General features: G+C 75.4%; 6 protein-coding genes. All 6 read left to right on the top strand.

Going from position 1 to position 18,267, the window contains the following annotated elements; all coding sequences use genetic code 11:
• The coding region (locus tag ACIGXJ_RS30200; protein ID WP_399651945.1) for an SDR family NAD(P)-dependent oxidoreductase at nucleotides 1–4,170 on the top strand (4,170 nt) is incomplete at its 5' end.
• A gap of 82 nt (nucleotides 4,171–4,252) precedes the next feature.
• Nucleotides 4,253–8,446, top strand: a complete 4,194-nt coding sequence (locus tag ACIGXJ_RS30195) for an amino acid adenylation domain-containing protein (RefSeq protein WP_399651941.1) — start codon at nucleotides 4,253–4,255, stop codon at nucleotides 8,444–8,446.
• A gap of 23 nt (nucleotides 8,447–8,469) precedes the next feature.
• On the top strand, nucleotides 8,470–11,844 hold the full coding sequence (locus tag ACIGXJ_RS30190) for an amino acid adenylation domain-containing protein (RefSeq protein WP_399651938.1): 3,375 nt from the start codon (nucleotides 8,470–8,472) through the stop codon (nucleotides 11,842–11,844).
• Complete coding sequence (locus tag ACIGXJ_RS30185; protein ID WP_399651934.1) at nucleotides 11,841–13,403, top strand: GMC family oxidoreductase; 1,563 nt, start codon at nucleotides 11,841–11,843, stop codon at nucleotides 13,401–13,403. The genes ACIGXJ_RS30190 and ACIGXJ_RS30185 overlap by 4 nt, the downstream gene beginning before the upstream one ends.
• Nucleotides 13,391–14,209: a thioesterase II family protein gene (locus tag ACIGXJ_RS30180; protein WP_399651932.1), complete on the top strand. Its 819-nt coding sequence runs from the start codon at nucleotides 13,391–13,393 to the stop codon at nucleotides 14,207–14,209. The genes ACIGXJ_RS30185 and ACIGXJ_RS30180 overlap by 13 nt, the downstream gene beginning before the upstream one ends.
• A complete protein-coding gene (locus ACIGXJ_RS30175) occupies nucleotides 14,206–18,174 on the top strand; it encodes an amino acid adenylation domain-containing protein (protein ID WP_399651929.1) in 3,969 nt (1,322 codons plus the stop codon). The genes ACIGXJ_RS30180 and ACIGXJ_RS30175 overlap by 4 nt, the downstream gene beginning before the upstream one ends.
• Nucleotides 18,175–18,267 lie beyond the last annotated feature (93 nt).

Here is an 18,267-nt window from a genome sequence, read left to right as displayed (position 1 = left end):
CCCTGGCCCACCACCCACCACCCCCGCCGCGCCGCCATCAGCAGCTTCGGCATCAGCGGCACCAACGCCCACCTCATCCTCGAACAAGCCCCGGAACCGCCCGAGAGGCCGGACCCCGAACCGTCGCTGACCCCGGTGCCGTGGCCGCTCGCCGCCACCAACGACGAGGCGCTGCGCACCATGGCCCGGCGGCTGTGCGACCTGCTCGACACGCAGGAGGGCGCCGAGCGGCGCCCCGAGGACGTCGGGCACTCGCTGGCCACCGGGCGGGCCGTGTTCGGCCACCGGGCGGTCGTCGTGGGCGACAGCCGCGAGGAACTCCTCGCCGGCCTGCGGGCGTTGGCGGCAGGCGAGAGCCGGGCGAACGTGTTCGAGGGTGTCGCCGAGGAGGGCCGGACGGCGTTCCTGTTCTCGGGGCAGGGCTCGCAGCGCGCCCGGATGGGCCTCGAACTGTACGAGGCGCTGCCGGAGTTCGCGGCGGCGCTGGACGAGGTGTGCGGGCACTTCGACACGGAGCTCGAACGTCCGCTGCGCGAGGTGATGTTCGCCGCGGCCGACTCCACCGACGGGCGGCTGCTCCACACCACCGCCTACACCCAGCCCGCGCTGTTCGCGCTGGAGACCGCGCTGTTCCGGCTGCTCGAGTCCTGCGGGGTCACGCCGGACTTCGTGACGGGGCACTCCGTCGGCGAGCTGACGGCCGCGCACGTCTCGGGCGTGCTGACCCTGCCGGACGCGTGCCGGCTGGTCGCCGCACGGGCCCGGCTGATGGGCTCGGTGCCGGGCGAGGGGGCGATGTACGCGATCGAGGCGGACGAGGAGGAGCTGCTGTCCTGTGTCCGCGACGGCGACCTGGACGTCACCGTGGCCGGGGTCAACTCCCCGCGGTGCACGGTTATCTCGGGCGATGTCGACGCGGTGGCGAAGACGGCCGGGTTCTGGCGGGACCGCGGCCGCCGGGTGAGCCGGCTGCGGGTCTCGCACGCGTTCCACTCTCGGGCGATGGACCCGGTGCTCGACGCGTTCCGCCGGGCGGCCGAGGACGTCACCTTCCACCCGCCGCGCATCCCGGTGGTGTCCAATGTGACGGGCCGGGTCGCGAGCGCGGACGAGCTGTGCGCGCCGGAGTACTGGGTGCGCCAGCTGCGCGGCGCCGTGCGGTTCATGGACGGGGTGCTCGGGCTGCGCGACGAGGGCGTCACCCGCTGGGTGGAGGTCGGCCCCGACGCGGTGCTGGCCACGCTCACCCAGGAGTGCCTGGTGTCGGCGGGCGACCAGCGGACGCCGCTGGCGACCGCGCGCAACGGGCGCCCCGCCGCGGAGACCCTGCTGGCCACGCTGGCGCGGCTGCACACCGAGGGCGTGACGGTGCGCTGGCCCGAGGGCGTGTTCGGACGGTCGCCGCGGACCGTGCCGCTGCCGACGTACCCGTTCCGCCGGCGCAGGCACTGGCTGTACGAGTCGTCGGGCACGGGCGGCGGCACCGAGGGCCTGCCGGTGCGGACGACGGGGCACGCGCTGCTCGGCGCGGCGGCCGACCTGGCCGGCGCGGGCGCCCGCTGGTACGCGCACGCGCTCTCCGCCGACCAGCCCTGGTACCTGGACCAGCACCGGGTGGCGGGCCGGCCCGTGCTGCCGGGCGCGGCGACGGTGGAGTGGGCGCTGGCCGCGGCGCGGGCCGCCGAGGGCGGCGACGGGGAGCGCTGGACGCTGCGGGACATCGCCTTCCAGGCGTTCCTGCCGCTGGGCACGGACCACCGTACGGCCGTGCAGGCGGTGGCGGAGTCCCGGGCGGGCGGGTACCGGGTGCGCTGCTTCGGGCGGCCGGACGGGGCGGGCGAGTGGACCGAGCACGCGTCGGTGGGCTCGGTGGCACCCGCCGGGGACCCGGCCGGGCCGCCGGCGGCCACGTCGGCGGTGCGCGCCGACGACCACGCGTGCGACACGGACCGGCTGTACGAACACTTCCGGCACACCGGCCTGGAGTACGGTCCGGCGTTCCGCGGCGTCCGGCGGCTGCGGCGGCGCGGCGACGAGGCGCTCGCGGAGGTGTCGGCGGAGGTGCCGGACGGCGCCGAGTACGTGCTGGACCCGGTGGTGCTCGACGCCTGCTTCCAGAGCGTCGGCGCGTTCACCGCCGACGACGACACGCTGTGGGTGCCGGCGTCGGTGGAGCGGATCGACGTGTACGGGCGGCTGCCGAGGCAGGTGCGCTGTCATGTGCGGCGGCGGCCGGAGAGCGGGCCGGGCGAGCATGTGCTGGACCTGGAGGTGTCGGCCGCGGACAGCGGGCTGCTGGTGACGGTGACGGGGCTGTGCTTCCGTCCGGTGCCGCGGTCCGCGCTGGCCGCCCTGACCGGCGTACGGCCCTCCCGGCTGGAACTCGTCTGGGAGCCCTGCCCCGAGGAGGTGCCCCCGGCGGCCGAGGGCGCCGAGGCGGCCGGGCGCTGGCTGGTGGCCGGCACCGACCCGGCCGTGACGGCCGACTGGCACGGTCAGCTGGCGGCGGTGGGGCTCGCCGCGCGGGCGGCCACCGGCGCCGAGGAGGTGCGGGCGGCGTGTGCCGGCGCGGAGGCGTACTCCGGTCTGCTGCTGCACCTGCCCGCCGAGGAGGACGGCCCGGGCGACGGAGACCGCGCCGCGGCCGCCGCGCGGACCGCGCACCACGCGCTGGACGTGCTGCAGCCGTTCCTGAGGGCCAGGGCGGCGCACCGGCCCACCGTGGTGATCTGCTCCACCGGCGCGAGCGCCCCGCGTCCGGGCGTCGACGTCCCGGACCCCGCGCAGGCACCGCTGAACGCGCTGGCCCGGTCGGTGATCTGCGAGTACCCCGACCTGGTGTGTGTGCAGGTCGACCTGGCGCCCGGCGAGCCCCTGCCCGCGCTGTCCGAGCTGCTGGGCCGGGCCGGCGCGCTGGGCGGGTCAGGGCATCTCGCGGTGCGGGAGGGCCGCTGGTACGAGGAGCGGCTGCGCGAGCACCGGACGCCCGGCGGGGTGGACACCGCGCCGCCGGTACGCCCCGACGCCACCTACCTCGTCACGGGCGGCCTCGGCGGTCTGGGCCTGGCCACCGCCGAGTGGCTGGCCGGCCGGGGTGCCCGGACGCTGGTGCTGGCCGGGCGCACCCTGCCCGAGCGGGAGCCCGCCGCGGTGACCCGGCTGCGGGAGCGCGGGGTGCGGGTGGAGCTGTGCGCGGCGGACGTCTCCGACGCCTCGGAGGTGGCGGCGCTGCTGGCGCGCGTCACGGCGGACCTGCCCGCGCTGCGCGGCATCGTGCACGCGGCGGGCAGCACCTGCGACGGCGTCCTGGAGGAGATCGGCCGGGCCGAGTTCGACCGGGTCCTCGGGGCGAAGGTGCGCGGCGCCTGGGAGCTGCACCGCCGTACGCTCGGCCTGGATCTGGACTTCTTCGTGCTGTACTCGGCGCTGGCCGGGATGATCGGACTGCCCGGGCAGTCGGCGTATCTGGCCGGCAACGCGTTCCTCGACGCGCTCGCTCTGTACCGGCGTGCGGCGGGGCTGCCGGCGCTCAGCGTGTGCTGGGGTGCCTGGGCGGAGGCCGGCATGGCGTCCGGTGCGGAACAGCAGGCGTACTTCGCCGAGTTGGGCATCGCCGGCATGTCCTCGCGGCAGGCGCTGACCGCGCTCGCCGAGCTGGGTGCCGACGTGGCGCGGGCCGGGGTGGCCGCGGTCGACTGGCAGCGGCACCGTGCGGCGACGCCCAGGCCGGTGCCGTACACGCTGCTGGCCGGTGTCCGGCCGGCCGGCGAGGAGCCCGCGGCGACGGCCCGGCCGGGCCAGGACGTGCGCGAGCTGTCGGAGCTGGTGGTGCGCGACCCGGAGGCGGCCCGGCAGGCCGTCCTCGACGAACTCCTGGCCCGCTGCGCGGCGTTGCTGTCGCTGGACGAGCAGGAGGTGGCCGAGCTGCGGCCCGCCTTCCCCGGCCGGTACCTCAACGAGCACGGCTTCGACTCGCTGACCACCATCCAGCTGCGCAACCAGCTGCTCGGCGACCTCTCGGTGGACCTGTCCGCCGACTTCCTCTTCGGCGGCGGCACCGCGGCGGAGATCGCCGAGCAGATCTGCCGTCAGCTGACCGCGCTGAGCGTGCTGGCCGTGGACGACGACGGACTGGAGTGGGAGGGAGAGGCGGAGATGTTCACGCTCTGAGCCCGCACTCAGCTTCGAACAGCCCCGACCGCCGGCCCGGACAGTCGGCCCGGACAGTCGGGCCGGACAAGGAGACTTCGCAGTGAGCGCACACAGCCCGGACACCCTCCTCTCCCTCCTGGACGACCTCGCCAAGGCCGGTGTCCGGCTGCGGGCGGCCCGCGGCGGGGGTCTGGAGATCTCCGCGCCCAAGGGGCGCCTCGACGACGGGCTGCGGGCCCGGCTGGTCGCCGGCAAGCAGGACCTCGTCGACTGGCTCGCCCGGCAGTCGGACGGCAGCGCGGCGGCGCCGGGACAGCTGCCGCGGGTGGTGCCCGACCCGGGCGCCCTCCACGAGCCGTTCCAGCCGTCCGATCTGCAGATGTCGTTCCTGGTGGGCAGCCGCGACGGGGTCGAGTACCACGTGCGTCCGCACCAGTACATGGAGTACGACCTGCCGGACGCCGACCCCGAGCGGATGCAGCGCGCCCTGGACGCCGAACTGGCGTACCAGCGGAACAACCTGGTCGTCGTGCGGCCCGACATGCGGCTGGAGACCGTACGCGACCCGGCGCCGGCCCGGGTGCGGGTGTACGACCTGCGGGAGCTGTCGGCCGCCGGGGCCGAGGAGCGGGTGGCGCGGATCCGGGCGTCGATGTACCGCAAGGAACCGGTGCACGACCGGTGGCCGTGGGTGGACCTGCGGATGAGCCTGCTGCCCGGCGGTGGCGGGAAGCTGCACTACAACAACAACAATCTGTTCAGCGACGCCCCGAGCACCCTGCGGTTCCTGCAGACGGTGCTGCGCCGCTACCGCGAACCGGACTACGCGCCGCCCGAGCTGGAGATCTCCTACCGGGACTGCGTGCTGGCGCTGGCCGAGCTGGAGCGGTCGCCGCTCGGTGAGGCCTCGCGGCGCTACTGGGAGGACCGCATCCCCGACTGGCCGGAGGCGCCCGCGGTGCCGCTCGCGCAGGGCGCCGACCCGCGCCGCCGCTCGAAGCTGGTACGGCGGGAGATGCTGTTCCCGGCGCCGGTGTGGGCCGCGCTCGGGGAACAGGCGGCGCGGCGCAACCTGACCACCACGAACGTGCTGTGCGCGATCCACGCGGAGGTCCTCGCGTACTGGAGCGGGTCGCGGCACTTCCTGCTCAACAACATGATCACGCACCGGCTGCCGCTGCACCCCCGGATGAGCGAGGTACTGGGCAACTTCGCCTCGCTGTACCCGCTGGAGGTGGACTGGCGGCCCGAGGAGCCGTTCCACGCCCGGGTGCGGCGGCTCCAGCAGCGGGTCCTCGCGGATGTGGAGCACGTGTACTGGAGCGGGGTGAAGGTGCTCCAGGCCGTGAACCGGGCGCGGCGCACGCCGGGCAAGGCGGTGTGCCCGTTCGCGGTCGGCAGCGCCCTGTTCGTCGGGCAGGCCGAGCGTCCGGTGGACAGCCTGCTGGAGACCCCGTCCACGCTGATCGACTGCGAGTTCTGGGACCTGAAGGACGGCACCCTGTGGGTGATCTGGGACGTCATCGAGGACATGTTCCCGCCGGGTCTGATCGACGCCATGGAGTCCGGCTACCGGCACCTGGTGGAGGAACTGGCGCGCGGTGACGCGGCCTGGGAGAAGGTGGCGTTCGACCTGCTGCCGAGGGAGCAGGCCCGCCGCCGCGCGGAACTCAACGCCCCTGCCGGGCCGGTGCCCGAGGGCCTGCTGACCGATCCGCTGCCGGTGCGGGCGGCCGAACGGGGCGGACGGGCTGCCGTGGTCACCGCGGAGGGCACGCTCACGTACGCCGAACTGCGTGATCGGGCGGCCGCGTTGACGTCGGCGCTGCGGGCCGCCGGAGTGCGGCCCCGCGACCGGGTCGCGGTGACCCTGCCGAAGGGAATGCGGCAGGCCGTCGCCGTGCTCGGTGTGCTGGGCGCCGGCGCGGCCTATGTGCCGCTGTCCCCGGAGTGGCCCGACGAACGCCTGCGGTACGTGCTGCGGGACACCGGAGCCGCGGCCTGGGTCACCGACGAGCCCCTGCGGCAGCGGCTGGCGGGGCTCGGCGAGGCCCCGGTGATCACGGTGGACGCCACGGACACCGGCACCCGGCCCGTCGCCGCCGAACACCCCGGCATCTCCCCCTCCGACCTCGCCTACATCATCTACACCTCCGGCTCCACCGGCCGTCCCAAGGGCGCGATGCTCGACCACCGAGGGCCGGTCAACACGATCCGGGACATCAACGAACGCTTCGGGATCACCGCCGAGGACGTGGTGTACGGGGTGTCGTCGCTGTCCTTCGACCTGTCGGTGTACGACGTCTTCGGCAGCCTCGACGCGGGGGCGACGCTGGTGCTGCCGGAGCCGGGCGACCCCGACCCGGCCGCCTGGCTGCGGGACGTGCGGACGCACGGGGTGACCGTGTGGAACTCGGTGCCGGCGCTGATGGAGCTGTTCACCGAGGAGGCCGAGGCGGCCGGGGTGCGGTGCCCGAGTCTGCGGACCGTGCTGCTGAGCGGCGACTGGATACCGGTGGGCCTGCCGGACCGCATCCGGGCGATCGCGCCGAACGCGCGCGTGGTCGGCCTGGGCGGGGCGACCGAGGCGTCGATCTGGTCGATCTGCCACCCGGTGGACGCGGTCGACCCGGCATGGGTGAGCATCCCGTACGGCAGGCCGCTGGCCAACCAGACCTGGTACGTGCTCGACGAGCTGGGCCGGGACGTCCCGGACTGGGTCCCGGGCCAGCTGTACATCGGCGGTGCCGGGGTCGCGCTCGGCTACTGGGGCGACCCGGAGAAGACGGCGGCGTCCTTCGTCACGCACCCGCGCACCGGTGAACGTCTGTACCGGACCGGTGACCTGGGGAGGTACCTGCCCGACGGGAACATCGAGTTCCTGGGCCGGTGCGACTTCCAGGTGAAGATCAACGGCTTCCGGGTGGAGCCCGGCGAGGTCGAGCACGCGCTGCTGGAGTGCCCCGGCGTGGCGCAGGCCGCTGTCGTGGCGCACCGCGGGGCGCGCGGCAACCAGCTGACGGCGTTCGTCGCCGGGCCGGAGGACGCCGAGCGGCCGCTGGTGTCGGCGGCCCTGCGCGAGGAGCTGACGGAACGGCTCCCGGCCTATCTGGTGCCGGCGCAGGTCGTGGTGCTCGACCGGCTGCCGCTGACGGGCAACGGCAAGCTGGACCGGGCCGCGCTGCAGGCGGCCGGCCCTCAACTGGAGGACGCACGAGCGGAGTTCACGCCACCCGCCACACCCACCGAGCGCACTCTCGCCGAGCTGTGGTCGCAGTTGCTCGACACCGACCGGGTCGGGCTGCACGACGACTTCTTCGAGCTGGGCGGCCAGTCCTACACGGCGTTGCGGATGATGGGCCAGATCGCCCACCGGTTCGGCGTCCGCCCCTCGCTCGGCACGATCATGGAGCATCCCACGGTCGCCGAGCTGGCCTCCTGGCTGGACGCGCACGGCGACGAGACGTCCCCGCTGGTGCGGCTCGGTGACGGCGACGGCGACGACTCGGGGCGCCCGTGGTTCCTGGTGCACCCGGCCGGCGGCGGCGTGCTCTGCTACCGGGAGCTGGCGCGGCGGCTGGGCACGCCCTGCTACGGCCTTCAGGCACCGGGCCCGGCCGACGGGCAGCGGCCTCTGGACGACGTCGGGGAGCTGGCCTCGCTGTATGTGCGGGCCCTGCTGAAGGAGCGGCCGTCGGGGCCGTACCGGATCGGCGGCTGGTCCTCCGGGGCGGTCGTGGCGGCGGAGATGGCCCGGCTGCTGGAGGAGCGGGGCGCGAAGGTCGAGCGCCTGCTGGTGATCGACTGCCCCGCCCCGCTGCAGACCCGCGAGATCGACGACGTACGGCTGCTGCTGTGGTTCCTGGAGGACCTCGGTGTCGGCTTCGACCCGGCGCGGGTCGGGGAGCGGGACCTGACCGCGCTCGCCGCGCTGCCGCCGGAGGAGCGCCTCGGGCACGCGCTGTCCTTGCTGGAGGGGCCGGAGACCGCCCGGCGGCTGCCGTCGCGGGAGGAACTCGCCGATGTGCACGCCGTGTTCGAGGGGGTCGTACGGGCCTGCAACCGGCACCGGGCGGAGCCGGTGGCCGCCGACATCACGGTGGTGCGGGCGACGGACGGCACGGTCGGCGAGTTCGCCGGACACCCCTGCGCGGACCTGCCCGACTGGGGCTGGTCCCGGCTGACCACGGGCGTGGTGTCCACCGCGGCCGTCACCGGCACCCATCACACACTGCTCGGCGGCGCCGCCCTGGACGTCGTCGCCGCGGCCGCCGACGGCCGGACCGCCCGGTGAGCCGGCGAGGAGGGACTTCCACGATGACTCAGGATCTGCTGGTGGAGCTGCGCCGGCGGGGCGTGCGGCTGCGGCTGGTCGAGGGCCGGCTCGATGTGCTGGCCAGACCCGGGGCGCTGACCCCCGAGCTGCGCGAGGAACTGCGCGACCGTCGCGAGGAGTTGATGGCCGCGCTCGACGGGGTCGGCCCCCGGGAGACGGGCCGGGAGCTGGTGGCGCGGCCCGCCGAGCGGCACGAGCCGTTCCCGCTCACCGACATCCAGCACGCCTACTGGGTGGGCCGCGGCAACGCCCTGGAGCTGGGCGGGGTGTCCACGCACATCTACTTCGAGCTGGAGCGCGAGGGCCTGGACCGGGACCGCCTGACGGAGAGCCTGCGCCGGGTGATCGCGCGGCACGACATGCTGCGGGCGGTGATCTCCCCCGACGGGACCCAGCGGGTGCTGCCCGAAGTGCCGCCGTACGAGATCGAGTTCGCCGACCTGCGGGGCCTCGCCCCCGAGGAGCAGCAGCGGCGGCGCGAGGAGATCCGCGCGGAGATGGACCACCAGGTGCTGCCCGCGCACCGCTGGCCGCTGTTCGACATCCGCGCCTCCCGCACCGACGACCGGGTGCTGCGGCTGCACATCAGCCTGGACACCCTCATCCTGGACGGCGCGAGCATGTATCTGCTGTTCCGGGACTGGCGCCGGTTCTACGAGGACCCCGGCTGGTCGCCCGCGCCGCTGGAGCTGTCGTACCGCGACCACGTCCTGGCGGAGGCCCGCGCCGAGGAGGGTGCCCGCTACCGCAGGGCGCGCGAGTACTGGCTGGGGCGTCTGGACGAGCTGCCGCCCGCGCCCGCGCTGCCGCTGGCCAAGGCGCCCTCGGCGGTGGCCACCACCCGGTTCGGGCACCGGCACGGCGAGTTGCCGCCCACGCGCTGGGACGCGGTCAAGAGCACGGCACGCCGGCTGGGGCTCACCCCGTCGGCGGTGTTGATGACGCTGTACGCCGAGGTGCTGCGGCTGTGGTCGGAGCAGCCGGACTTCACCCTGGACGTCACCCTGTTCAATCGGCCGCAGGGGCACCCCGAACTGCCGGGGCTGATCGGCGACTTCACCTCGGTGACCCTGCTGGAGGTGCGCGAGCGGCCCGGCAGTGCGTTCGCCGAGCGGGTGTCGGCCGTGCAGCGACAGCTGATGCGGGACCTGGAGCACGCCGAGTTCAGCGGGGTGCGGGTGATGCGCGAGCTGTCGCGCAGGGGCGGCAGCGGGCCCGGCGCGACCATGCCGGTCGTGTTCACCAGCGCGCTGGTGCTCGGCGGCGGCGAGGACGCCTCCTCGGGCATCAGGTTCTTCGGCGAGGAGGTGTACGGCGTCACGCAGACCCCGCAGGTGTGGCTCGACCACCAGGTCACCGAGGAGCGCGGGGCGCTGCTGTTCAACTGGGACGCGGTGGAGGAGCTGTTCCCCGAGGGCGTCCTCGACGACATGTTCGCCCTGTACTGCCGGGCGTTGGAGCGGCTCGCGGACGACGCCTCGCTGTGGGAGGCCGACGCCGGGCAGCTGGTCGCGCTGCCGCAGCGGCAGGCCGTGCAGCGGGCCCGCGTCAACAACACCGCGGCGCCGATCCCGGCCCGCACGCTCGGCGACCTCGTCGAGGAGCGGGCCCGCACCTGCCCGGACGCCGTGGCCGTGCTCACCGAGGACACCCGCCTCGGCTACGGCGAGGTGACCGCCGTCGCCCACCGGTTGGCGCACCGGCTGCTCGACCTGGGCGTGGCCCCGAACACGCTGGTCGGCGTGGTCATGGACAAGGGGCCCGAGCAGGTCCCGGCCGTGCTCGGGGTGGTGCAGTCCGGGGCCGCGTACCTGCCGGTCGACCCGCAGTGGCCCGAGGCCCGCCGGTCGAAGCTGCTGCGCCTCGGCGGCGCCCGCGTGGTGCTCACCACGCCCCGGCTGCGCGAGGAGCTCACCTGGCCCGACGACGTGGTGCTGGTCACCGCGGAGGACCCTGAGGTGCGGGCCGCCTCCACGGCGCCGCCGCGGGTGCGGGTCTCGCCGGACGACCTGGCGTACGTCATCTTCACGTCCGGCTCCACGGGCGAGCCCAAGGGCGTGATGATCGACCACCGGGGTGCGGCCAACACGGTCCAGGACATCAACGCGCGCTTCGGCGTCGGCCCCGACGACCGCGTCCTCGCCCTGTCGGCGCTCGGCTTCGACCTGTCCGTGTACGACGTGTTCGGTGTACTGGCGGCGGGCGGCGCCCTGGTCATGCCGTCGCCCGCGCGACTGCACGATCCGGCGCACTGGCGCCGGCTGGCCGCCGAGCACCGGGTCACCGTCTGGAACTCCGTGCCGGCCCTGATGCAGGCCTGGACCGAGGCGCCCGACGAACCGGCCGGGCGGGAGGTGCCGCTGCGGCTGGCGCTGCTCAGCGGCGACTGGATCCCGGTGGGGCTGCCCGACGCGGCTCGCGCCCTGCACCCGGGCCTCGAGGTGATCAGCCTGGGCGGGGCCACGGAGGCGTCGATCTGGTCGGTGTTCCGGCCGGTCGGCGAGGTGCCCGCGCACTGGACCCGCATCCCGTACGGCAAGCCGCTCGCCAACCAGACCCTGCACGTGTACGACGACCTCTGGCGGCCGCGCCCGGTGTGGAGCACGGGCGAGATCTGCATCGGCGGCACCGGCCTCGCCAAGGGCTACTGGGGCGACCCGGAGCGCACCGCCGAGCGGTTCGTGACCCATCCGGTGACCGGCGAACGCCTCTACCGCACCGGTGACCTGGGCCGGTGTCTGCCCGACGGGGACATCGAGTTCCTGGGGCGCCGCGACTTCCAGGTGAAGCTCAACGGCTACCGCATCGAACTCGGTGAGATCGAGGCGGCCCTGCGGGAGCAGCCGGGGGTGGCCGAGGCCCTGGCGGCGGTGCGCGGCAACCCGCGGACGGGCCGGGCCCAGCTCGTCGCGTACCTGGTCGCGCGTCCCGGAGGGACACCCGAGGCGGCGGCCCTGCGGGAGGCGCTGCAGCAACTCCTGCCGTCTTACATGGTCCCGCACCACTATGTGCTCCTGGAGCGGCTGCCGCTGAGCGCCAACGGCAAGGTCGACCGGGCGGCACTGCCCGACCCGTGGCCGGCCGCGGAGGCCCCCGCGGCGCCCTCCGCGCCCCGTGAGGGCACCGAGCGGCTGCTGCTGGAGCTGTGGGCGCGGGCGCTGGGCCACGAGGACTTCGGCGTGGAGGACAACTTCTTCGAGCTGGGCGGTGACTCGCTGCACGCGGTGCGCATCCTCGCCGAGGTCCGGGGCCGTTTCGGGCTGGAGCAGGACGCGGAGGACGACCTGGAGATGCTGTTCGACCACCCCACCGTGCGCGAGCTGGCGCGCGCCGTCGACGAACGGCTCAGGCGATGAGCGGCACGACGGGGCTCCCCGCCGGACTCGGGGCGTCGGGCTGGGACGACGTGGTCGTGGGGGCCGGGTCGGCGGGTGCCGTCCTCGCGGGCCGGCTCGCCGCCCGGCCCGGCCGCCGGGTGCTGCTGCTGGAGGCGGGCGAGGACCTGACCGGGCGCGGGCCGGGCTCGCCCGACGAGCCGGTGCTCTCCGGCGCCAACTGGGAGCACACGGCGTACGTCGGCGAGGCGGGCGAGGGCGCGCGGACCTATCCGTATCCGGTGGGCCGCACGGTCGGCGGGTCCTCCGCCGTCAACGGCGGGCTCGCGCTGCGCGGGCTGCCCGCCGACTACGACGGCTGGGCCGCGGCCGGGAACCCCCGGTGGGCGTGGGAGCGGGTGCTGCCGTACTTCACCCGGCTGGAGGCCGACGCCGACGTCAAGGGCCCGGCGCACGGCGACGACGGACCGCTGCCGGTGCGGCGCCACGCGGTGGCCGACTTCGGCCCGATGGCGTCGGCGTTCCTCACGGCCTGCCGCGACGGACAGGGCCTGCCCGTGCGGGACGACCTCAACGCGCCGGACGCCGGTGTGGGGGTCGGCCCGATCCCGCTCAACGTGCGGGCGGGCCGGCGCATCGCGACTCCGTTCGCCTATCTGGAGCCCCGCTCGGCGCTGCCTGGCCTGGAGGTGCGCGACCGCTGCGAGGTGGTGCGGGTGCTGCTGCGCGGCGACCGGGCGGTGGGGGTGGAGGTGCGGCACCAGGGTGCCGTGCACCGCGTCCACGCGGACCGGGTGACGCTGTGCGCGGGCGCGGTGGGCACGCCGCTGGTGCTCCAGCGGTCCGGGATCGGCCCGGCCGGCGTGCTGCGGCGCGCCGGGATCACCCCGGTGGCGGACCTGCCGGGCGTGGGCGCGGGCCTCGTCGACCATCCCCTGGTCGCCGTGTGGGCGCTGCCCCGTCCCGGCGCGTGCCGGCCCGGCGACCCGATGCACGAGGTCCTCGCCCGGATCGCCACCCGCCCCGGCCCCGCCGACGTCAACCTCACGCTGGTGGGCAATGTGTCCGGGCTGGGGGTGCCGGTGATCGGCGGGCTGCTGCGCGGCCGCACCGCGGTGTCCTTCCACGCGAGCCTGCTCCGGCCCCGCTCCCGCGGCCATGTCCGGGTAAGGGACGGGTCCGTGGACACGCCCCCGGAGATCGCGCTGAACCTGCTGGCCGACCCGGACGACACCGAGCGGCTCATGGCCGGGGTGCGGGCGCTGTGGTCGGTGCTCGGCGACGGCGCCGTACGCGGATTGCTGGAGCGGCACTTGATGTGGACGGAGGCGATGGTCTTGGACGAGGCGCGGCTGCGGCGGGCGGTGCGCTCCTTCGTGTGCCCGTCCTGGCATCCGGTCGGCACCGCCCGCATGGGCCCGGCGACGGACCCCGGGGCGGTGGTGGACGAACGCCTGCGCCCGCACGGGCTGCGGGGCCTGTATGTCGCCGACGCGTCGGTGATGCCGTCGATGCCGAGCGCGCCCACCCATCTGACCTGCGTGATGATCGCGGAGAGGGCTGCCGCATGGATGCCCTGACCGAGCCCGTCCGGCCGGGGACGACGGCACGTCGCCGCCCTGACGGCGCCTGGGGCGTCGTCTGGCACCCCCGGCCCGAGGCGCGGCTGCGGCTGCTGTGCCTGCCGCACTCCGGGGGCGGCGCGGCCGTCTACCGGGAGTGGGCCGCGCTGCTGCCGCCGCGGATCGAGGTGGTGTGCGTACGGCTGCCGGGACGCGAGAGCCGGTTCCGGGAGCGGGCGTTCGCGCGGACGTCTGAGCTGGTGCCGGCGCTGGTGACGGGGCTCGAGCGGTGGCTGGAGGGGCCGTACGCGTGGTTCGGGCACAGCATGGGCGCGCTCGTCGCCTACGAGGCGTGTCAGGAGGTGCGGCGGCGCGGGCTGCGGGCACCCGAGCGGCTGCTGGTGTCCGGGCGCCGGGCACCGCACCTGCCCGCGCGCGAACAGCCGGTGCACGACGCCCCGGCCGACGAACTCCTCGCGCGGTTGCACGAGTTGGGCGGCACACCCGGTGAGCTGCTGGGCGATCCCGGTGTGCTGGCGGCGCTGCTGCCCATGCTGCGCGCGGACTTCGCGGTCTCCGAGACCTATCCACGGCCGCAGGCACCGCCGCTGGACGTGCCGCTGTCGGTGTTCGGCGCCACCCGGGACCCGGTGTGCGACGCGGCCGAACTGCACGCCTGGGCCGGCCGTACCACGGCGGCCTGCACCGTCCGCCGGTACCCGGGCGGGCACTTCTTCCTGCACGACGACGCACGCGAGGCGGTGCTGCGCGACCTGGCCGACGACCTGCGCGCCGACGGCTCACCGAAGGGGAGGGCACAGTGAACGCATCCGACGCCGGCGGGGAGCCCTTCCCGCTGAGCGACCTCCAGGCCGCCTACATGGTGGGCTCGACCCCGCTGATGGAGCTGGGCGGCTTCCACCCCAACCTCTACCTCGAACTGGACCTGGTCGGCTTCGACCCGGCGCGCGCCGAGCACGCCGTGCGGCTGCTGATCGCCCGCCATGAGCAGTTGCGTACGGTCATGTCGGCCGACGGCACCCAACGCGTGCTGTCGGCCGACGAGTTGCCGCCGTTCCGGCTCGCGGTCACGGACCTGGCGGGCTCCTCCCCCGCGGAGGTCGAGCGGGCGCTGCGGCGGACCCGGGAGCGGATGGCCGAGCAGGGCCCGGCGCCGACCGGCTGGCCGCTGTTCGAGATCCTCGCGCACCGCGTACGGCCGCACCGCGTACGGCTGCACCTCGCGATGAGCCTGCTGCTGCTCGACTCGGCCGGCACCCGACTGCTGCAGCGGGAGTGGCTGCGGCTCTACCACGATCCCGAAGCCGAACTCCCGCCGGTCACCTCCACGTTCCGTTCCTGTCTGCGGCAGCAGGCCGAGGCGGAGGCGGGCGAGGAGCACCGCCGCCAGTGGGCGTACTGGCAGGACCGGCTGGACACCCTGCCGGAGGCGCCGCGGCTGCCGCTGGCCGTGCGGCCCGCGGAGATCCGTCCGGTACGGCTCACCCGGCGCAGCCACCGGCTCGGCCGCGCCCAGTGGCAGCGGCTGCGCGCCGTCTTCCGCGCGCACCGCATCCTGCCGACCACCGCCCTGCTCCATGTGTACGCCGAGACGCTGGGCACCTGGGCCGCCACGCCCCGCTTCTGCCTGAACGTGCTGCACCAGAACTGGACCAACCGCCACCCCGAAGCGCACGGCGTGGTCGGCCAGTTCAGCGCCACGCTGCCGCTGGAGGTCGACCTCGGCCAGGACGGCGAGGGCTTCTGGGAGCGGGCCGCGCGGCTGCAGCGGCGGCTGTGGAAGGACCTGGAGCACTCCGACGTGACCGGTGTGCGGATCACCCGGGAACTGGGGGCGCGCCGGGGCTGGACCAGCCGGGCCGCGCTGCCGTACGTCTTCAACAGCATGCTCGGCCCCGCCACGCCCGAGCGGGGGCGGACGCCGTCCGGGCTGGTGTGCCGTGAGGTCACCACGGTGCTGCGCACCCCGCAGGTGCTGATCGACAACCAGATCAAGGACGCCCCGGACGGCGGCGTCGAGTGCGTGTGGGACGTCGTCGACGAGGCGTTCCCGCCCGGTCTGCCCGACACCATGTTCGCGGCCTACGCCCGGATGCTCGACGCGCTCGCCGCCGGCGACGACCTGCCCGACGGTCCCGACCCGCTGCCCGAGGGGCACCGGGAGACCGTGCGGGCCCTCAACACCTGGCCCGGAACGCCCCCGGAGGGCCGGCTGGAGGACGGCTTCCTGCGCCGGGCGGCCCGCGCGCCCGAGGCCCCGGCCGTGCTCACCTCGCGGCGTGTGGTCACCTACGGCGAGCTGGAGGGCCGCTCCCGTGCGGTCGCCGTGCGGCTGCGGGAACTCGGCGTCGGCCCGGGCGATGTCGTGCCGGTGGTGATGAGCAAGGGCTGGGAGCAGGTCGTGGCCGTGCTCGGCGTGCTGCGCGCCGGGGCCGCGTACTGCCCGGTGGACGCCGCGCTGCCGGCCGAGCGTGTCGCGCACCTGCTGGACGCCTGCGCGGCACGCGCCGTCCTCGGCCGGTCCCGGTGGCCCGTGCCCGCGGCCGTCGAGCGTGATGTGCCCGTGGTGCCTGTGGACCTGCTGCGCCCGGCCGGCGAGGACGAGCCTCTCCCGCCCGCGGGCCGCGGGCCGGACGACCTCGCGTACGTCATCTACACCTCGGGCTCCACCGGGGCGCCCAAGGGCGTGATGATCGAGCACCGGGCCGCCCTGAACACGGTCGCCGACATCAACCACCGCACCCGGCTCGCCTACAGCGACCGGGTGTTCGGCATCTCGTCGCTGAGCTTCGACCTGTCCGTCTGGGACGTCTTCGGCACCCTCGCGGCGGGCGCCGCGCTGGTGCTGCCCGACCCCTCGGCCCACCCCGACCCCGAGCACTGGGCGCGCCTCGCGGCCCGGCACGGGGTCACCGTGTGGAACTCCGTACCGGCGCTCGCCGAGATGTACGCCGAGATCACCGTGCGCCGCGGCCTCGCCCCGGCGCCGGTGCGGGCGTTCCTGCTCAGCGGCGACTGGGTGCCGCTGAGCCTGCCCGGACGGCTGCGCGCCTCCTGGCCGGGGTGCCGGGTGCTGGCCATGGGCGGCGCCACGGAGGCGTCGATCTGGTCGAACCTGTACGAGGTCGGCGACGTCGACCCGGCCTGGCGCAGCGTCCCGTACGGCACCGCGCTCACCCATCAGACGATGACGGTCCTCGACCACCGGATGGAGCTGCGCGCGCCCTGGGCGCCGGGCCGCATCCACATCGGCGGGGTGGGGCTGGCCCGGGGCTACGCGGGCGACGAGCGGCGCACGGCGGAGCGCTTCGTACGGCATCCGGTCACCGGCGAACGGCTGTACTGGACCGGTGACCTGGGCCGGTATCTGCCCGACGGCACGATCGAGTTCCTCGGCCGTGAGGACCGGCAGCTGAAGATCCAGGGGTTCCGGGTGGAGCCCGGTGAGGTGGAGGCGGCGATCCGCAGCCATCCGCGGGTGGCCGACTGCGCGGTCGGCGCGGTCGCCTCCGCCGACGGCCGGCCCCGGCTCGTGGCCCTCGTCGTCCCCGAGGCGGGCGCGGAACTCGACGCGGGCACCGTACGGGGGCATCTGCGCGGCCGGCTGCCCTCGTACATGGTGCCGGGGCAGCTGGAGGTGGTGGAGCGGCTGCCGCTGTCGGCCAACGGCAAGGTGGACCTCTCACGGGCGCTGCCGCGCCTCGCCGCCTCCCCTTCGGCCCGTCCGCAGGGCGACGATCCCGTCACCCGGCGGCTCGGCGAGCTGTGGGCCGAGCTGCTTCAGGTGCCGGTGCCGGACGCCGGCGGGGACTTCTTCCGGCTGGGCGGCAACTCGCTGCTCGCGCTGCGGCTGATGGACCTGATCCGCACCGAGCTGGGCGTGGACCTGGGCTTCGGGCAGCTCTTCGAGGCGCCCACGCTCGGGGAACTCGCCGAGGTGGTGCGCTCGGGCGGGCCGGCCGGGGGCTGCGCGGTGACGCTGCCCGGCGGCGGGGAGGGCGCGGCGGACGTGCCCGGGCTGTTCCTGTTCCATCCGGTGGGCGGGGCGGTGACGGCGTACCTGGAGCTGGCGCGGGCCTGGCCGGCGGCGACGGTCGCCTTCCAGAGCCGGGCCCTCGTCGACGGCTCCGCCGACGCCCTCGCTCCCGACCTGACCGCGATGGCCCGGGCGTACGCCGCCGAGCTGCGCGGCATGGCACCCGAGGGGCCGCTGGTGCTCGGGGGCTGGTCGATGGGCGGGGTGCTCGCGCACGAGACGGCCCGGCTGCTCGCCGAGGACGGGCTGCGGTGCGCCGTCTTCATGATCGACAGCGTGCCTCGCGAGCGGCGCGCGCCGGCCGACGAGGCAGCACGGCACCGGGAGTTCCTCGCCGACCTGGCGGGCGGCAGGATCCCGGCCCCTGCCGAGGCCGCCCTGCGCCGCGCGGAGGCGGCCCGCCTGGACGAGGTGGGTGCACGGGTCGCCGTCGAGCAGGGGCTGCTGCCCGAGGGCACCGACGCCGACGGCTACGCCCGCCTGATGCGGGTCCACGCCCACAACCTGGCCGTGCTCGGCGCCCACACCCCCGCCAAGTCGCAGGCGCCGACCCTGCTGTTCGTCGCCGCCGACGAACCCCGCGCCTGCGACCCGGCCGAGCAGTGGCAGAGCCTGTGCCCCGTCCTGGAGGTGGTGCGGCTGCCCGGCGACCACTACAGCGTGGTCGTACCGCGGCGGCTGCGCGCCGTCGCGGGGCGGGTGCGGGACTGGCTGGGGTCGCTGGAGGACTGAGAAGCGGGTCCAGGGGGCCGGACGCCAGGGGCGTCCGGCCCCCTTCTCGTGTCGCGCCGCCGCGCGGGTCGCCTCCGCACACAAGGGACCCCC

It is taken from the genome of Streptomyces sp. NPDC053367 (assembly GCF_044545925.1).
Classification (GTDB): domain Bacteria; phylum Actinomycetota; class Actinomycetes; order Streptomycetales; family Streptomycetaceae; genus Streptomyces.
This window is presented reverse-complemented; position numbering and strand designations above follow the sequence as displayed.

Bases quoted from the DNA above. Each gene is read 5' to 3' on its own strand.
- ACIGXJ_RS30190 (WP_399651938.1), top strand. From the start codon at position 8,470: ATGACTCAGGATCTGCTGGTGGAGCTGCGCCGGCGGGGCGTGCGGCTG.
- ACIGXJ_RS30185 (WP_399651934.1), top strand. From the start codon at position 11,841: ATGAGCGGCACGACGGGGCTCCCCGCCGGACTCGGGGCGTCGGGCTGG.
- ACIGXJ_RS30180 (WP_399651932.1), top strand. From the start codon at position 13,391: ATGGATGCCCTGACCGAGCCCGTCCGGCCGGGGACGACGGCACGTCGC.